This window comes from Roseicella aerolata (assembly GCF_020523605.1).
Classification (GTDB): domain Bacteria; phylum Pseudomonadota; class Alphaproteobacteria; order Acetobacterales; family Acetobacteraceae; genus Paracraurococcus; species Paracraurococcus aerolatus.
Window position 1 is genome coordinate 16,820 of sequence record NZ_JAJAQI010000030.1, and the last position, 16,845, is coordinate 33,664.

17 protein-coding genes are annotated in these 16,845 nt (G+C 70.7%); 3 read left to right on the forward strand and 14 right to left on the reverse strand.

Translation table 11 applies throughout. The annotated features are described in order from the left end of the window. Position 1: 1 nt before the first annotated feature. The 4 genes from LHA35_RS18305 to LHA35_RS18320 form a co-directional block, all read right to left on the reverse strand. Positions 2-1,240: an acyl-CoA dehydrogenase family protein gene (locus LHA35_RS18305; protein ID WP_226610701.1), complete on the reverse strand. Its 1,239-nt coding sequence runs from the start codon at positions 1,238-1,240 to the stop codon at positions 2-4. A 4-nt stretch (positions 1,241-1,244) separates the two neighbouring features. After that, on the reverse strand, positions 1,245-2,384 hold the full coding sequence (locus LHA35_RS18310) for an NAD(P)H-dependent flavin oxidoreductase (RefSeq protein WP_226610703.1): 1,140 nt from the start codon (positions 2,382-2,384) through the stop codon (positions 1,245-1,247). Between the two features lie 81 nt (positions 2,385-2,465). Next, positions 2,466-4,475: a flavin-containing monooxygenase gene (locus LHA35_RS18315; protein ID WP_226610706.1), complete on the reverse strand. Its 2,010-nt coding sequence runs from the start codon at positions 4,473-4,475 to the stop codon at positions 2,466-2,468. A 117-nt stretch (positions 4,476-4,592) separates the two neighbouring features. After that, positions 4,593-5,210 carry a hypothetical protein gene (locus LHA35_RS18320; RefSeq protein WP_226610708.1) on the reverse strand — a complete coding sequence of 206 codons (618 nt, stop codon included), beginning with the start codon at positions 5,208-5,210 and terminating at the stop codon, positions 4,593-4,595. Positions 5,211-5,365: 155 nt separating this feature from the next. Here LHA35_RS18320 and LHA35_RS18325 point away from each other — a divergent pair, with 155 nt between their 5' ends. Further along, a complete protein-coding gene (locus tag LHA35_RS18325; protein ID WP_226610711.1) occupies positions 5,366-6,046 on the forward strand; it encodes a DUF599 domain-containing protein in 681 nt (226 codons plus the stop codon). A gap of 108 nt (positions 6,047-6,154) precedes the next feature. Here the strand turns inward: LHA35_RS18325 and LHA35_RS18330 are convergent, their stop codons facing one another. After that, entirely contained in the window at positions 6,155-6,577 is a 423-nt protein-coding gene (locus tag LHA35_RS18330; protein ID WP_226610713.1) for a hypothetical protein, read from the reverse strand. A gap of 259 nt (positions 6,578-6,836) precedes the next feature. Next, positions 6,837-9,485 carry an alanine--tRNA ligase gene (gene alaS, locus LHA35_RS18335; protein ID WP_226610715.1) on the reverse strand — a complete coding sequence of 883 codons (2,649 nt, stop codon included), beginning with the start codon at positions 9,483-9,485 and terminating at the stop codon, positions 6,837-6,839. 272 nt (positions 9,486-9,757) lie between these two features. Here alaS and LHA35_RS18340 point away from each other — a divergent pair, with 272 nt between their 5' ends. Next, the gene (locus LHA35_RS18340) at positions 9,758-10,291 is read left to right on the forward strand and encodes a YciE/YciF ferroxidase family protein (RefSeq protein WP_226610717.1); all 534 of its coding nucleotides are present in this window, start codon (positions 9,758-9,760) and stop codon (positions 10,289-10,291) included. A gap of 156 nt (positions 10,292-10,447) precedes the next feature. Here the strand turns inward: LHA35_RS18340 and recA are convergent, their stop codons facing one another. The 8 genes from recA to LHA35_RS18380 all read right to left on the reverse strand — a co-directional run bounded on the left by recA (position 10,448) and on the right by LHA35_RS18380 (position 16,484). Next, positions 10,448-11,497, reverse strand: a complete 1,050-nt coding sequence (gene recA / locus LHA35_RS18345) for a recombinase RecA (RefSeq protein ID WP_226610719.1) — start codon at positions 11,495-11,497, stop codon at positions 10,448-10,450. 220 nt (positions 11,498-11,717) lie between these two features. Next, positions 11,718-13,277 carry an ATP-binding protein gene (locus LHA35_RS18350; RefSeq protein ID WP_226610721.1) on the reverse strand — a complete coding sequence of 520 codons (1,560 nt, stop codon included), beginning with the start codon at positions 13,275-13,277 and terminating at the stop codon, positions 11,718-11,720. Then, positions 13,270-14,322 (reverse strand): EscU/YscU/HrcU family type III secretion system export apparatus switch protein, encoded by a 1,053-nt coding sequence (locus LHA35_RS18355; RefSeq protein ID WP_226610724.1) that lies wholly within the window; start codon positions 14,320-14,322, stop codon positions 13,270-13,272. Before LHA35_RS18355 ends, LHA35_RS18350 begins: the two co-directional genes overlap by 8 nt. 3 nt (positions 14,323-14,325) lie before the next feature. Beyond that, a complete protein-coding gene (locus LHA35_RS18360; RefSeq protein WP_226610726.1) occupies positions 14,326-15,087 on the reverse strand; it encodes a flagellar biosynthetic protein FliR in 762 nt (253 codons plus the stop codon). Further along, the gene (locus tag LHA35_RS18365; RefSeq protein ID WP_226610728.1) at positions 15,084-15,362 is read right to left on the reverse strand and encodes a flagellar biosynthetic protein FliQ; all 279 of its coding nucleotides are present in this window, start codon (positions 15,360-15,362) and stop codon (positions 15,084-15,086) included. The genes LHA35_RS18360 and LHA35_RS18365 overlap by 4 nt, the downstream gene beginning before the upstream one ends. A 12-nt stretch (positions 15,363-15,374) precedes the next feature. Continuing rightward, positions 15,375-15,671, reverse strand: coding sequence for a flagellar hook-basal body complex protein FliE (locus LHA35_RS18370; RefSeq protein ID WP_226610731.1), 297 nt, complete (start codon positions 15,669-15,671; stop codon positions 15,375-15,377). Then, complete coding sequence (gene flgC / locus LHA35_RS18375; protein WP_226610733.1) at positions 15,671-16,078, reverse strand: flagellar basal body rod protein FlgC; 408 nt, start codon at positions 16,076-16,078, stop codon at positions 15,671-15,673. Before flgC ends, LHA35_RS18370 begins: the two co-directional genes overlap by 1 nt. A gap of 13 nt (positions 16,079-16,091) precedes the next feature. Beyond that, a complete protein-coding gene (locus LHA35_RS18380; RefSeq protein ID WP_226610734.1) occupies positions 16,092-16,484 on the reverse strand; it encodes a flagellar basal body rod protein FlgB in 393 nt (130 codons plus the stop codon). Positions 16,485-16,631: 147 nt separating this feature from the next. Between LHA35_RS18380 and LHA35_RS18385 the strand changes: the two genes are divergently transcribed. Beyond that, positions 16,632-16,832, forward strand: coding sequence for a hypothetical protein (locus tag LHA35_RS18385; RefSeq protein WP_226610736.1), 201 nt, complete (start codon positions 16,632-16,634; stop codon positions 16,830-16,832). The last annotated feature ends 13 nt before the right edge of the window (positions 16,833-16,845 follow it).

A 16,845-nucleotide genomic window follows, 5' to 3' on the forward strand; every position in this document is an offset into this window, starting at 1 on the left:
GTCAGGCGCTCCCGTTGATCTTCGGCTCGCGCGGCATGCCAAGGCCACGCTCCGCGATGATGTTCTTCTGGATGTTCGAACTGCCGCCGCCGATGATCAGGCCGAGATCGTACATCCAATCGGCGTACCAGGCCGTCGCGGCATCATCCTCCGCCACCTCGTCATGCGGCTCATAGGGCAGGCCGGCATCGCCGAGCGCATCCACGGCCAGGGCCGCCAGCCGCCAGGCGAGGGTCGAGCCGTAATACTTCACTACCAGCAGGCCGAGCCCGCTGTCCCGTCCCTGGGCCTGCCCCTGGGCCTGCCCCTGGGCCGCCTCGCTCAGCAGGCGCATCTGGTGGTACTTGGCCGCCAGCACCTCCCCCTGCAGCCGCATCAGCCGGTCCCGCCAGACGGGTTTCTGCAGGAGCGGCTCGCCCTCCACCACCGTCTCGGCCAGCAGGCTGCGCAGCCGGTGCAGCCGATGCACGAGCTTGGCGGAATCGCCCAGCAGCATGCGCTCATGCTTCAGGGTGACATTGGCCACCTTCCAGCCCTCGCCGCGGCCCAGCACGATCTGATCGACCGGCACGCGGACCTCGGTGAAGAAGACCTCGTTGAAGGTGGCATGGCCGGTCATGGTCGGCAGCGGCCGCACCTCGATGCCCGGCGCCGTCATCGGCACCAGCAGGTAGGAGATGCCGAGATGCTTCGGCCGGTCCGGCTCCGTCCGGCAGAGCAGGAAGATCATGTCCGCGAAATGCGCGGAACTGGTCCAGATCTTCTGGCCGTTGATGACGAAATGCCCGTCCTCGACGCGGGCATGGGTACGCAGGGAGGCGAGGTCGCTGCCCGCCTCCGGCTCGGAATAGCCCTGGGCCCAGATCACCTCGCCACGGATGGTGGGGCCGATCCAGCGCCGGCGCTGCTCCTCCGTCCCGACCTCCAGCAGGGTCGGCACCAGCATGCGGATGCCCTGGCCCTGGATGCCCAGGCTGAGGCCGGCCTTGTTGAACTCTTCCGTGATGATGGCGGCGTCGAGCACGTCCGGCTCGGCCCCGTAGCCGCCATACTGGCGGGGCACGGCCCGGGCGGCGAAGCCGTGCTCGATCAGCAGCGCCTGCCAGTCCAGCACCTTCCGGTCGGGCCGCTTGCGGCCGCCGCCCCCGCCCACCGGCGGCGAGAGATGGCCGTACCGGGCGATGAATTCACGCAGCGCCGCCTGCAGGGCGCGGTGCCGTTCGGAGAGCGTCAGGTCCATGCTCTCAGCCCTGGACGAAGCCGCCGGCGCGCGCCAGCACGCGCTCGGCACCCGAAACCAGGTCCTGCATCACGGCCGCCGCCGGCCGCACCGCGCGCACCATGCCGAGCCCCTGCCCGGCGAAGCCGCCCCAGACATCCGCCCGGCCGGCGGCCAGCGCCGCCGCGGTGACCTGGGAGGAAACCATGCCCTGGAACGGCATGGGCAGCGGCTCCAGCCCCGCCTCGACATAGGCCGCGGCCCAGCGGTTCTTCACCATGCGGGCCGGCTTGCCGGTGACGGAGCGGGAGACGGTGGTGCCCTCGTCATTGCCCTCGACCAGCGCCTGCTTCTGCGGGCCACTGATGCCGGCTTCCTCCGTCGCCAGGAAGGCGGTGCCGATCCAGGCGCCCTCGGCGCCCAGCATGAGCGCGGCGGCAATGCCGCGGCCATCGCCGATGCCACCGGCGCCGACGACGGGCACGCGGCCCGCGACCGCATCCACCACCTGCGGGATCAGCGCCATGGTGCCGATCGGGGAATTGTGCCCGCCGCCGTCATGGCCCTGGGCGACGATGATATCGATGCCGGCCTCCACCACCTGCTTCGCGTGGCGGGTGGTGCCGACCACGGCCATCACCTTGGTCCCGTTCGCGTGCAGCCGGTCCAGCCAGGGCGCCGGATTGCCAAGGCCGGCGGCATAGACCGGCACGCGCTCCTCGATCACCACCTCCATCTGCGCCTCGAAGAAGGCGCGCGACAGCGGCGCGGGGCCGTCCTTGTCGGCGGGGTCGCGGTCCAGCACCCGGTCGAAGGTGGCCTGGTCAACCGCCTCCAGCCCCTCCCTCTCCATGAAGTCCCGCGCGAAGGCGCGGTGCTGCGGCACCAGCGTCTCGGCCGAGGGGCCGCCGGCATTGCCGCCGCCGCGGCGGACGGAGGCGGGCAGCAGCGTATCCACGCCGAAGGGCTGGTCGGTGAGGTCGCGCGTGCGGCGGATCCAGGCGCGGAGCTGGTTCGGGCCGCAGCCCGCGGCGCCGATCACGCCGAGGCCGCCGGCATTGGAGACGGCCGCCGCCAGTTCCGGCGTGCTGGCGCGGCCCATGCCGGCGAGCAGGATCGGATAGCGGATGCCGAGCAGCGCGCAGAGGCGCGTGTGAAGGGCCATAATCGTTTCCCCCGGCGCCGCCTTCTGTGGGCGGCGCGTCTTCAGCAGGTCGCAGTCCTGCGGCGCGGCGCCGCTGGCGCCTCAGCTTACCGTCAGCTGCTCGACCGAGACCACCGCCTCCCGCTCCTGTCCCGGGATCATCGCGGCATGGCCTGGCTTGCCCGCGCGGAACTCCTCGGGCACGAAATGCTGCGTCAGCTTCCAGTAGTCGAGCAGCCGCCAGGGCGAGGTGACCGTCACCCGGTTCTGCTTGTTCTTGTACCAGCTGGTGACGCCGGGATGCGTCCAGACCATGCTCTGGCACTTCTCGTCCACCAGGTGGTTGTAGGCGTCGTGCACGTCCTGCCGCACCTCCAGCGAGGTGTAGCCGTGCTCGATCATCTCCCGCAGCGCCTGGCAGATGTAGCGGACCTGGCATTCGTGGTGGAAGATGATGCTGCCGCCATGCGCCAGGTTGGTATTGGGCCCGTAGATCATGAAGAGGTTGGGGAAGCCCGGCGCGGTGATGCCGAGATAGGCGCGCGGGTCGTCATCGCCCCAGGCTTGGCGGATGGTGCGCCCGCCGCGTCCGACGATGTCCATCGGCGCCAGCATCTTGCTGGCCTGGAAGCCGGTGGCGAGGATAATGACGTCCACCTCATGCACCGTGCCGTCGCGCACGACGATGGCGTTGTCGGTGATGCGGTCGACCGGGTTGGTCTCCAGCACCACATTCGGGCGCTTGAGCATGCGATACCAGTAATTGTCCCGCAGCATGCGCTTGCCATAGGGCGGGTACTGCGGGATCACCTTCCGCAGCAGGTCCTCGTCGCCGTCCAGTTCCTGGCGCACATAGTCGGTGATCAGCTCCCGCATCTTGTGGTTCGCCTCGTTGAGCGAGACCTCCGGTTGCGGCCAGTCCGGGTCCTTCTGCAGCGAGGCATGGAAGCCGTCCGAGCCCGCCCAGAAGAGCTGGAAGCGCAGCCACTTGCCGAAATAGGGGATGTGCTCCAGGCACCACAGATTCCCGGGGCTGACCGCCTTGTGGTAGTTCGGGTTGTTCATCGCCCAGTGCGGCGTGCGCTGGAAGACGATGAGCTTCCCGACCTCCGGCGCGATGGAGGGGCCGGCCTGCACCGCGCTTGCCCCCGTGCCGATCATGGCGACGCGCTTGCCCTTGAGGTCCACCGACTTGTCCCAGCGCGCGGTGTGGAACATCGGGCCGCGGAAATCATCGAGCCCCGGGATCGCGGGGATGGAGGGCCGGTTCAGCTGGCCGACCGCGGTGACCAGGGCGTTGCAGGAATGCGTCTCCTCGCCGCCATCGGCGCGGCGGAACGTCACCCGCCAGCGCGCCGCGGCCTCATCGTAATGCGCCTGCGTCACCTCCACGCCGAAGCGGACATGCCGGCGGATATCGTACCTGTCGAAAGTGTCCTCGATGTAGCGGTGGATCTCCTGCCGCTGCGAGAAGTGGCGGGTCCACTTGTTGTTGGGATTGAAGGAGTAGGAGAAGAAGTGGTTGGGCGTGTCCACCGCGCAGCCGGGATACTGGTTCTCCAGCCAGGTGCCGCCGACGGTCGCGTTCTTCTCCAGGATCTCGAAGGGGATGCCCATCTCCTTCAGGCGGATCCCCATGCAGAGCCCGGCGATGCCGGCACCTACGATCAGCACGTTGAAGGCATGGATCGGGAGGTGGGCCGGGTTGTGCCGCCAGTGCACCCCGCGGGTGTCCTCGGGGCCGAGGCGCGTTTCCTCCACCAGCAGCGGGATGTATTCCTCCGGCACGGTCTGGCCGACGCCGCCGCTCATCATGCGCTGCAGCGTATCGGCATTCGGCAGCGGCGGCGGCGGGCGGTCATGCACCGCATATTCCTGGAGCGTCTCCACCAGCCGGTCCCGCAGCTTCTGCTTCAGCGGCTCCGGCACCGATTCCAGGAAGCTCCAGGCGCCGTGGATGTGCGGCGCCACTTCATCAAGGATTGCGAGGTCGCCGGTGAGCTGCACCAGCACCATCAGCATCGGCGCGATATCGGCATCCGCCAGCGCCGCCCGCAGCGCCGCCTCGTCGCGCACGGCCTCGCGCACCTGCGCCTGGAATTCCTTGTTCATCCGTCATTCCTCCCGGCCCTGAGCGCCTTGGGGGGAGTGTAGCGGATGGGGCGCCCCGCAAACAGGCGAAGGGCCTCGGACCTCCGCAAGCCTTGTCGCCGCGGCCACCGGGCCAGGTCAGGCCAGGGAGGCGACGATCACCTCGCCCGCCAGCAGGACCTTGGGCGATAGCGGCCAGATATCGCGGTGCTGGGCCATCAGCGCCGCCACCTGGGCATGCGCGGCCGTTGCCGTACTCCGGTTCGTGAAGACGGAGACGGCGACCGAGCGGTCCGGCTGCTCCTCGTCCCGGCCGGTATAGAGGTGGCGGAAGCCCGGCTGCTCCAGCGTCAGCGGCACCAGCTTCTCCTGCACCGTCGGCAGGATGCCGGCGGAGGGGCCCAGCCCCTCGGTCACCCGCACCATCATGTAGCTCTCGCCGCCTTTCCGCTCGGCATCCAGATGCACCGCGACCGTCGCGCGGATCACCACCGGGGCACCGATGAGCAGATCGGCCACATTGTCCCGCGCCCAGCGGACCACATGGTCGTTGATCCGTCTCGCCGTGGCCTGGTCATCGAAGACGGTGGCGGAGAAGATGCCGCCCCCGCCATCGATGCGGGCGACATAATAGGCGCGGAAGGCCGGCTCCTGCCGCAGGGTGGGCAGCAGCCCCTCCCGCACCCGCTGCGCGATCTCCTCCGGCGCGCCGGTGCCGCTGTAGCGGCGGATCGTCAGGTACCAGGCGTCGCTCATGGGGCCTCCTGTCCTGCCGTCGCGGGCCCGTGACCGGCCCGGCGGTTGTGGCAGGCAGCATACCACAAGGAAGCTGCCTTCGGGGCCGCCGGCGAGTGCAACATTCCTCGGGTCGGCCCGGGGCAGGTCGCGGCGAATCGCGTTAGGGTTGGCGCATGCACTCGCTCTCAATCCTCGACTGGATCGCGCTCCTGGTCTTCGCCGGCTGCTGGCTGGGCTACTCCTACACCGTCGACAAGGTCCCCTCCTTCATCCGGCGCAGCGTCATCGCCGCGATGGACGAGCACCGGCGCCGCTGGCTGCGCACCACCGTGACGCGGGACAACCGCATCATGGACACGCAGATCATCGGCAACCTGATGAACAGCACGGGCTTCCTCGCCAACACCGCCATCTTCATCCTGGGCGGCCTGGTGGCCATGATGGGATCGCCGGAGCTCGGCGCGCGGGTCTTCGGCGCCCTGCCCTTCGCCACCACCTCGGACCCGGCGGCCTGGGAGATGAAGGTGGCGCTGCTGCTGCTGATCTTCGTGCGCGCCTTCTTCGAGCTGACCTGGGCGCTCAGGCAGTTCAACTACTGCTCCATCGTGATCGGCGGCCTCTCGCACGACGCGGACGACCCGAACCGGGAGACCCATGCCGAGATGGCCGCCAAGGTCGCCAACCGCGCCGCCCGGCATTTCAACACCGGGCTGCGGGCCTATTATTTCGGCCTGGCGGCACTCGCCTGGATCCTGCACCCGCTGGCCCTCGTCATAGCCACGGCCTTCGTGGTGCAGGAGCTCTACCGGCGGGAATTCCGCAGCGTGGTGCGGGAGGCGCTGCGGGAGGGGTAGCGGCGCCCCGGATGGACCCCGACCGGGCGCAGGCAGCAGGCCGGGCGATCAGGCCGTCTACTGCACGGCGCCCATACCCAAGCCGCCGGCCTGCAAGGGTCGTCGGCCTCAGCCACGCTCGATCCGCCGAAGCACCTGCCAGAATTGCTGGAAGATCCTGACACGGATGCCGCGCTCGGGTTCGGCGCAGCGCAGCCGGTCCGGGTGGAAATGGACGGCGAAAGCCTGCTTGGCGCGGCGGAAGCGATCATCGGGCAGGCCAGGACAGGCGCGCGCGGCCTCCGCGAGGTGGAGGGCCCGGCGGGTTCGCGCCAGCTCCTCCATCAAGGCCGCGATCCGCGCCGCCTGCTGGCGCGAGAGCGCGCGGGCGGCGCGGAGGCGGACACCGCGCAAACTCGCGAGCCGATGGTCGGGGCGCGCAGCCCCGAACAGCAGGCCGAGGCCGCGCCGCGCCCAGCGCAGCAACCGCCAGATCAGCACGCCGAGGCCAAATAGGACCAGGGCGAGAAGGACGCCAAGCAGCTCGACCATGGCAGGCCAGGATGCCAGGCAGGAGTCAGCGCCGCGCTAACGACGGAGGCAGCGGAGCAGGGATGCACCGGCATGAAGGTCCGATCGATGCCGGGCCGCACCAGCCCGCATCAGTCCCGACCCGCAGCCGCCATCGGCGGCTGAGGCAACATAGATGCGCCAGCATCTGTGCGGCACAGCATCAGCTGCCCACCGGAATGGCCGACCCACCGGGGATGAGAACCGGCGTGCCCCTCAATCTGGTGGTGCCGGTTTCTGTTTAGCCGGCCAGCACCGCCCGCACGGCAGCCAGCGCCTCCTCGGCCTTGCCCCCTTCCGGCCCGCCGGCCTGGGCCATCTCCGGCCGGCCGCCGCCGCCCTTGCCGCCGACCGCCGCCGCCGCCGCGCGCACCAGGGCCACGGCATCCGCCTTGCCCTTCGCGCCGTCGGCGAGGCCGGCGACGATGCTGGCCTTGCCTTCGGCGGTGGAGACCAGCGCCACGACATCCGCCGTGCCGCCCTTCAGGATCGCCTCCGCCAGGCCCTTCAGGTCGCGCGCCGGAAGCTCGCCCAGGTTGCGAAGCGCGACGCGGAGGCCGTTGATCTGCTCCACCTCCGCGGCCGCGCCGCCGGTCGCCAGCTGCTTGCGCAGATCGGCCAGGTCGCGCTCCAGCTTGCGCCGCTCCTCCAGCAGGGCGGCGACGCGGGTTGGCACCTCGGCGGGCGCGACGCGCAGCGCCGCCGCAACCTCCCGCAGGCGGGCATCCGCCGCCTCCACCAGCTTCTCGGCAAAGGCCCCGGTTACTGCCTCCACGCGCCGCACGCCGGCCGAGACCGCACCCTCGGAGACGATCTTGAACAGGCCGATATCGCCGGTGCGCCGCACATGCGTGCCGCCGCAGAGCTCCAGCGAGTAGATGCCGTGCTTCTCGGCCGCGGCCGGGTCGGCGCCCATGCCGACCACCCGGACCTCGTCGCCATACTTCTCGCCGAACAGCGCCATGGCGCCGGCGGCCACCGCCTGTTCCGGCGTCATCAGCCGGGTCGTGACCTCGCTGTTCTGGCGGATGCGGGCATTGACCTCCTCCTCCACCCAGGCGAGGTCGGCATCGGTCATCGGCGTCGGCTGGGAGACGTCGAAGCGCAGCCGGTCCGGCGCGTTGAGCGAGCCCTTCTGCGCCACATGGGTGCCGAGGCGCCGGCGCAGCGCCTCATGCAGCAGATGCGTCGCGCTGTGATGGGCGCGGATGGTCGAGCGCCGCGCATGATCCACCTCAGCCTGGACCGCGAGCCCGACCACCGCCTCGCCATGCGCCACGGTGCCGAGATGCACGTACAGGTCGCCAAGCTTCTTCTGGGTGTCGCGGACCACGATGCGGCAGGCCTCACCGGCCGAGATCAGGCCGGTATCGCCCACTTGGCCGCCGCTCTCGCCATAGAAGGGCGTCTGGTTCAGCACCACCGCCACCTCGGCACCTACGGGTGCGCTCTCCACCGGCTTGCCGTCATGCACGATGGCAAGGATCTGGCCCTCGGCCGTCTCGGTGGAGTAGCCGAGGAACTCGCTGGCCCCGACCTTCTCCCTGATGTCGAACCAGACGGCATCGGTCGCGGCCTCGCCGGAGCCGGCCCAGGCGGCGCGGGCGCGGCGCTTCTGTTCCGCCATGGCGGCGTTGAAGCCCTCGACATCCACCGTCTTGCCCTCGGAGCGCAGGGCGTCCTGGGTCAGGTCCAGCGGGAAGCCGTAGGTGTCATAGAGGCGGAAGGCGACCTCGCCGGAGAGGGTGCCGCCCTCGCCCAGCCTGCCCGACTCCTCGGCCAGCAGGCCGAGGCCGCGCTCGAGCAGGGAGCGGAACTTGGTCTCCTCCAGCTTCAGGGTCTCGATCACCAGCGCCTCGGCGCGCTGGATCTCCGGATAGGCGGCACCCATCTGGCGGACCAGCGCCGGGACCAGGCGGTGCAGCAGCGGCTCGCGCGAGCCCATCATGTGCGCATGGCGCATGGCGCGGCGGAGGATGCGGCGCAGCACATAGCCACGCCCCTCATTGGAGGGCAGCACGCCGTCGGCGATCAGGAAGGTGCCGGCGCGGAGATGATCGGCGACCACGCGGTGGCTGACCTTCCAGCGGCCGTCCGGATCCTGGCCCGTCGCTTCGGCCGAGGCCAGGATCAGCGCACGCAGGGTGTCCGTGTCGTAATTGTCGTGCTTGCCCTGGAGGATGGCGGCGAAGCGCTCCAGCCCCATGCCGGTGTCGATCGAGGGCCGCGGCAGCGGTACGCGGGTGCCGGGCGGCCCCTCCTCGAACTGCATGAAGACCAGGTTCCAGATCTCGATGAACCGGTCACCATCCTCATCCGGGGAGCCGGGCGGGCCGCCGGGGATGGAGGGGCCGTGGTCGAAGAAGATCTCGGAGCAGGGGCCGCAGGGGCCGGTATCGCCCATCCGCCAGAAATTGTCGGAGGTCGGGATGCGGATGATCCGGCTGTCCGGCAGGCCCGCGACCTTCTTCCAGTAGAGGGGAGCCTCCTCATCCTCGCTGTAGACGGTCACGAGGAGGCGATCCTTCGGAAGCGCGAAATCCTTGGTCAGCAACTCCCAGGCATGGGCGATGGCCTGTTCCTTGAAGTAGTCGCCGAAGCTGAAATTCCCCAGCATCTCGAAGAAGGTGTGGTGCCGGGCGGTGTAGCCGACATTGTCCAGGTCGTTGTGCTTGCCGCCGGCACGGACGCATTTCTGGGCAGTGGTGGCCCGGGAGTAGGCACGCTTTTCCTGGCCGGTGAAGACGTTCTTGAACTGGACCATGCCGCTGTTGGCGAACATCAGCGTCGGGTCGTTGCGCGGGACCAGCGGCGAGCTTTCGACCACTTGGTGCCCGTTGCGGGCGAAGTAGTCGAGGAAGGTGGCGCGGATATCGTTGCTGCTGGTCATCGCCGGTGGGGGTCCCGTCTCCAGCCCCGGCCCAGGGGGCGAATCAATGGGGCGAAAGCTGCGCCGATGGTCACCCATCAGCCCGTTGATTGCAGGGCGGTTTTCGCCATTGCCGCGACCCCGCGCCCTTAAAAGACTGCTCTAGCGCGCGGGGGCGGGAGCGTCGAGGGGCGCGCCGCGTGACGTTGCGGTAGCCCCGGGCAACCCCGCCCGGGGCACCGCCGTTCCCCCTGCAGAGGCGGCGGCACCGCCTGGGAATGAAGGAGAACGTCATGGCCAGCGACATCCGCGACCTGCTGACAATGGAGTTGCAGGACACATACAGCGCCGAGACTCAGATCCTGGACGCCCTGCCGCAAATGATGGAAGCGGCGACCAACCCGAAGCTGAAGCAGGCTTTCCAGGAACACCTGCAGGTCACCCAGCGCCAGGTCGAGCGGCTGGAGCAGGTCTGCAAGATGCTTGGCGTCGAGCCGGAAGGCGAGACCTGCGAGGCCATGGAAGGCCTGGTCGAGGAAGGCGAGGAGATCATCGACGAACTCGATGAGGGCCCGGTGCTCGATGCCGCGCTGATCGGCGCCGCGCAGAAGGTCGAGCACTACGAGATGGCGGCCTACGGCACCCTGACCGCCATGCTGAAGGCGATGGGCGAGACCAAGGCGGCCGATCTGCTGGCGCAGACGCTGAAGGAGGAGAAGGACACCGACGAGCTGCTGACCCAGCTGGCGGAGTCCGAGGTGAACCCGGCGGCGCTCGGCAAGCAGCCGGCGAACGACCAGACCAAGGGGAGCCGCGGGGCGGCCTGAGTGAAGGGGGCGCTACCCCCTTCAAACCGCCCCGTCAGGGGGCAGGCACCCCCTGAACCCGGCCCGGGTCCGGCACAGGTCGCGCGGAGAGACCTGCGCACGAAAAACTCGCAGGAACAGAAGTGGATGCGGGGGAATACTTTCCCCCGCACTCTTTTACTCCGCTGCGGCGGCCTCCTCGGCCCCCTCGCCCTCGTCGCCGACCAGCATCGCATTTGCCACCACGCCGGCCTGCGCCCGCACCTTGTTCTCGATGGTGGCCGCGATCTGTGGGTTGTCCCGCAGGAACTGCTTGGCGTTCTCGCGGCCCTGGCCGATCCGCTGACCCTCGGCGCTGAACCAGGCGCCCGACTTCTCGACGATCGTCGCCTTCACGCCGAGATCGATCAGCTCGCCGAGCTTCGAGATGCCCTCGCCATACATGATGTCGAAGTCCACCACGCGGAAAGGCGGCGCCATCTTGTTCTTCACCACCTTCACCCGGGTCTGGTTGCCGACCACGGTGTCGCGGTCCTTGATGGAGCCGATGCGGCGGATCTCCATGCGGACCGAGGCGTAGAATTTCAGCGCGTTTCCGCCCGTCGTCGTCTCCGGGTTGCCGAACATGACGCCGATCTTCAGGCGGATCTGGTTCAGGAAGATCAGCAGGCAGTTGGAGCGGGAAACGGTGCCGGTCAGCTTGCGCAGCGCCTGGGACATCAGGCGGGCATGCAGGCCGACATGGCTGTCGCCCATCTCACCTTCGAGTTCGGCCCGCGGCACCAGCGCGGCCACGCTGTCCACCACCAGCACGTCGATCGCGCCGGAGCGGACCAGCGTGTCGCAGATCTCCAGCGCCTGCTCGCCGGCATCGGGCTGGCTGATCAGCAGGTTATCGATATCGACGCCGAGCTTCTTGGCATAGCCGGGGTCCAGCGCATGCTCGGCATCGATGAAGGCGCAGGTGCCGCCCTTCTTCTGCGCCTCGGCAATGGCGTGCAGCGCCAGCGTGGTCTTGCCCGAGCTTTCGGGCCCGTAGATCTCGATGATGCGGCCCTTCGGCAGGCCGCCGATGCCGAGCGCGATGTCGAGGCCGAGCGAGCCGGTCGAGACCACCTCGATCTCGTTCTCGGCCTGCTGCTTTGCGCCCATCCGCATGATCGAGCCCTTGCCGAAGGACCTCTCGATCTGGCTGAGCGCGGCGTCCAGCGCCTTTGACTTATCCATCCTGGCTGCCCCTGCTTTGGATCCGCCCCGTCCGCAACCGTCGCGCGCACCTGCATACGGTCGTATCGCCTGCAACCTACCACGTCGCAGCAGGCAAATGGAACCGGATCGATCCGAATCACCCTGGCCGTCACGGCCTCACGGCGGAGACTATGAGCGTGCCGGCACCGGAAAACAAGAACATTTAGAAAACATGGATGGGGATGAGGAAAGCTGTCGCTCACTGCTGCGTGGGCGGTCCCTGGCCCAGGGTGACGCCGACTTCCCGCAGCAGCTCCGCCGCCCCGAAGGGCTTGGCGAGGAAGCGCACCCCCTCGGCGCCCAGATCCTCCTCCAGGGTCCGCCCGGCATAGCCGGAGAGCAGCAGGACGGGCAGCCGCGGCCAGCGCGACCGCAGACGTCGGGCCAGTTCCAGCCCGTCCAGCCCCGGCATGGCCACGTCGCTGACCAGCGCGGCCGGCACCGTGCCGCCATCGATGAGGGCGAGGGCCGATTCGGCGCTGTCGGCGGCGAGCACGCTGTGGCCCGCCCGCTCCAGCAGCCGGGTGCCGAGCTGGCGGAGCGGTGCCTCATCCTCCACCAGCAGCACCGGCCCGCCGGGCGGCGGGCAGGCCGGTGCCGGCGGTAGGGCGGCCGCCACGCGCGCCTCCGCCGGCCCGTCCTGCCGCGGCAGGTGGATGCGGAAGGTAGTGCCGATGCCAACCCTGCTCTCGACCGAGACATGCCCACCCGATTGCGCGACGATGCCGTGCACGGTGGCGAGGCCAAGCCCGGTACCGCCCTTCTCCGGCCGCGAGGTGAAGAAGGGCTCGAAGAGCCGCGGCAGCATCTCGGGCGGGATGCCGGCGCCGGTATCGCTCACCTCCAGCATCACCCAGCGACCCGGCGGCACGGCCCCGGCCCCCTCCCCCTCCGGCCGCAGCACCACGCGGTGGCCGGTGGCGATGCGCAGCGTTCCGCCTTGCGGCATGGCGTCCCGCGCATTCACCGCGAGGTTCAGGATCACTTGGTCGAGTTGCGTCGGGTCCACCCGCACGCGCCGCCCCGGGCTCTCCGGTGCCAGTTCCAGCCGCACCCCGCGCCCGAGCAGCCGCCGCAGCAGCGGCGCGATGGCGGCCACCGCCTCGTTCAATTCGATGACCCGTGGCTGCAGCCGCTGCTGCCGGGCGAAGGCGAGCAGTTGCCCGACCAGCGCCGCGCCGCGCCGGGCGGCATCCTCGACCTGCGCCAGATCGGCCTCGGCGCCGGGGGGCAGGCCGGCGGCGCGCACCGCCTCCGCCCCGCCCAGGATGGCGGCGAGAAGGTTGTTGAAATCATGCGCGATCCCGCCGGCGAGCCGCCCCACGGTTTCCAGCCGGCCGGATTCCGCGCGCTGCGCCTCCGCCCGCCGCGCCTGGGTCCGGTCCTCGATCCGCAGCAGCAGCCGGGCTTCCGGCCCTGGCAGGGGCGAGAGGCTGAGCGCCCATTCGGCATCCTCGGGCGCCGCAGGATCGGCCGGCCTGGCGCGCAGTGGCGCCGGCTGCCCGCCGGCCCGCAGCATGGCCAGGGCCGCCGCGAATTCCTCCCGCACCGCCGCTGCCAGGATCGATGCGACCGGCTGGCCGGGCCGGAGCAGGGCGGCCGGCCCCGCCAGCCGCGCGAGCGCCGGGTTGGCGAGGACGACCCGCCCCTGCGCATCCAGCAGCGCCAGCCCGTCCGGTATGGTCTCCGCCAGGATCCGGAAGGCTGCGTCGAATCCGGGCGACGGCCTGCGCCGGCCGAGCAGGCTGCGCTCAGCCATGCGCCGCGCGCCCCTGCAGGCGCCAGACATAGGCGATGATCTCCGCCACCGCCTGCCAGTGTTCCTGCGGGATCTCGGTATCCACCTCCAGCCGGTGCAGGGCACGGGCGAGCGGCGGGTTGGCGACGATCGGCACCCCGTGCTCCTCCGCCGTCGCGCGGATCCGCGCCGCCATCGCGTCCACCCCTTTCGCCACCAGCCGCGGCGCAGCGGCCTGGCCTTGTTGATAGGCGAGAGCGACAGCGTAATGAGTCGGATTCGTGATGACAACCGTGGCATTCGGAACGGCGGCCAGCATCCGTCGCCGGGCACGGCTTTCCCGGATCCGCCGCAGCCGGGCCTTCACCTGCGGGTCGCCCTCTGCCTCCCGCATTTCCTCCTTCAGCTCCTCCCGGCTCATCCGGAGCTGGTGCAGATGGCGCCAGCGCACCACCAGCACGTCCAGCACGGCGATCCCAGCGAAGGCGCCAAGGGCCACGACCAGCAGATGCAGCACCCCGCGGCCGATCAGGCCGGGCAGCGCGCCCGGCGGCTGGTGCAGCGCCGCCTGCAGCGCCGGCAGGTCGAGCGCGAACCAGAGCGACGCCCCGACCACGCCCAGCTTCAGCAGCGTCCGCAGCAGTTCGATCAGCCCATCCAGCCCGAACAGCCGCCGCAGCCCGGCCAGCGGGTTCAGCCGCGACAGGTCCGGCAGCACCGCCTCGCCGCGCAGCAGCGGGCCGGTCTGGGCCAGGCTGGCCAGGATGCCAGCGAGCGCGACCGCCGCCAGCACCGGCAGCAGGGCCAGCACCGATGTGCGCAGCAGGGCGAGTGCGGCCTCGCCCCCCGGCTCCGGCGCCTCGGCCAGCATGCGCAGCGCCCGCAGCCATTCCAGCCCGAGCGGCGGCAGGGCGAGGAAGCCGGCCAGGGTCGCGGCCAGCAGGGTGGCGAAACCCACCGCCTCCCGCGACAGCGGCACCTGGCCCTGCTGCCGCGCCCGCTCAAGCCGCCGCTGTGTCGGGGCTTCCGTACGGTCCTCTGCCTCCTTCGGATCGCCCTCGGCCATGGCTCAGGGCAGCCCCGGCAGAGCCGCGAGCCCCTCCCGCATCGCCGCCAGCCAGCTGCCCAGCAGCGCGGGCAGGATCAGGGCGAGCAGCAGCAACCCCGCCAGGATCTGCCCCGGCGCGGCCAGGACGAAGGCCGGCACCTGCGGCGCGAGGCGGGAGAGCAGGCCAAGCGCGAATTGCCCCAGCACGCCGGCCAGCAGGAGCGGCGCCGCCAGCCGCAGCGCGAGGGAAAGGCTCTCCGCCACCGCCTGCGCCACGCTTGCGACCTGCGCCGGCACCGGCAGCGCCGCTCCCGCCGGGAACAGGGCATAGCTCTCGGCCAGCGCCCGCAGCGGCAGGGCGTAGAGTCCGGTCGAGAGCACCAGCACCGCCGCCGTGAGCCCGAACAGGCGAGACAGTGCGGTGCCCTGCGCGCCAAAGGCCGGGTCCGCCTGCAGCGGGCTGGCCAGTCCCACCATCAGCCCCACCACCTGCCCCGCCTGGGCCAGCGCCAATTCCAGCAGCCGCGCCAGCAGGCCGAGCCAGAGGCCGATCACCGTCTCCAGGAACAGCAGCCGCAGCATTTCGGGCGTCTCGGCGGGCAGCGCCGGCAGGCCGGGCTGCACCACCGGCAGCACCAGCGCGGTCAATGCCAGGGCGAGCGCAAGCCGGATGGTCGCCGGCACCTCCGGCGCGCCGAGCGCCGGCAGGAGCATGAGCGCGCCACCGATGCGCGCCAGCACCAGCATGGGATGGAAGACGAGGTCGGGCAGCGCCTCCGTCACCGCGCCTGGCCGCCCAGCGCGACCATGCGCTCGAAGAGTTGGGTGGCGTAGCCCTGCAGCGCGACGGTCATCGCCGGCCCGGTCAGCAGCAGCACCACCGCCATGACGGCCAGCTTCGGCAGGAAGGCGAGCGTCGCTTCCTGGATCTGTGTCACCGCCTGCAGCACGGAAATCACGAGCCCGATCGCCAGCACCGCCAGCAGGGGCGGCGAGGCGAGTTGCAGGGTCAGCCACAACGCCTCGCGCAAGGCCAGCGCGGTCGGATCCTCCGTCATCCGGCAGCGCCCCTAGATCGGCATGCGCATGACGTCCTGATAGGCCGCGACCACCCGGTCGCGCAGCGTGACCGCGGTCTGCAGCGCAGTCTCCGCCCGGGCGACGGCGAGCACGACATCGGTGACGCTGCCCTGGCCAAGCAGCGCCTGGGTGCTGGTGGCATCCGCCGAATGGCCGATTTCCACCACCCCTTCGACCGCGCGCCGCAGCGTCGCACCGAAATCGGCGCCCTGTGCGGCCGCTTCCGGCTGCGCCTGCGCCGTGCGATAGGCCGCCGCCGCCTGGACGGGACCGAGTGCGGCCGGCATCAGCGCAGCGCCTCGATGGTGCGGGTCAGCATGCCGCGCGTGACCTCCAGCACCGAGAGGTTGGCGCTGTAGCTCCGCTGCGCCTCCCGCATGTCCATCACCTCCACCAGGCTGTCGACATTCGGGCGCTTGACATAGCCCTTTTCATCGGCGGCCGGATGGCCCGGGTCATGCACCTGGGGGAACTCACCCGGCGCGGTGCCGATGCGGCGCACCGCCACCGTCTCCGCGCCCAGCGCGCGATCCAGCCGGGTGCCGAAGGTCACGGTCTTGCGGCGATACGGGTCGGCGCCCGGTGCCTCCCCCGTGCTGTCGCGGTTCGCCAGGTTCTCCGCCACCACCCGCAGCCGGGTGGATTGCGCCGCCATGCCGGCGGCCGAGATGCGCAGCGCGCGGTCGAGATCCATGCGACGCCTTCCCCTACTGCATGCGGCCAAGTGCGGTGCGGAACAGGCCAAGCCAGCGCCGGTGCAGGCCGATGGCCAGGGCATGCGCCGTATCGGTGTCGGCGACCCTCAGCGCCTCCCGGTCCAGCGAGACGGCATTGCCGTTCGGCGCCGCCTCCGTCGCCTGCCGGTCGAGCCGGGCACGCGGGTCGCTCGCTGCGGCCAGGTGGCGCTGGTCGGTGCGGGCAAGGCCGACACCCGGCGCGCCGCCCTGGACGACGAGCCGCGCGAAATCCGGCAGGTCGCGCGGCCGGTAGCCGGGCGTATCGGCATGCGCGATATTCTGGGCCAGCACGCGCTGCCGGGCATCCAGCCAGGCCAGGCGGCGCTCGGCGAGGGCGATGGGGGCGCTCTGCGACGGGTCCATGCCGCGATGCTGCGGTCGCCTTGCCGAAGATTCGGTAAAGCGCGGGTCGGGGCATGGCGAGGCTTCCTTAACCCCGGCCGCGCGAGACTGGCCGCCATGAGCCCTTGCGCCCACGCCCCTGCCCCACCCCTCGCCGCCATCGAATCAATGCATGGCACGCTCCTGCTGGCGCGCGCCCTGGTCGAGTCCGGCCGGCAGATCGACCTCACCGGCCTTGATGCGGGCGCCGCCGCCCTCTGCGCGGCCATTGCCACCCTGCCGCCCGAGTCGGCCCGGCCCCTGCGCCCCGCCCTGCTTGAGCTTCTCGCGCAGGTGGAGGGGCTCGGCGCCGCCCTCACCCCGCGCTGACCCCGCCACCCCG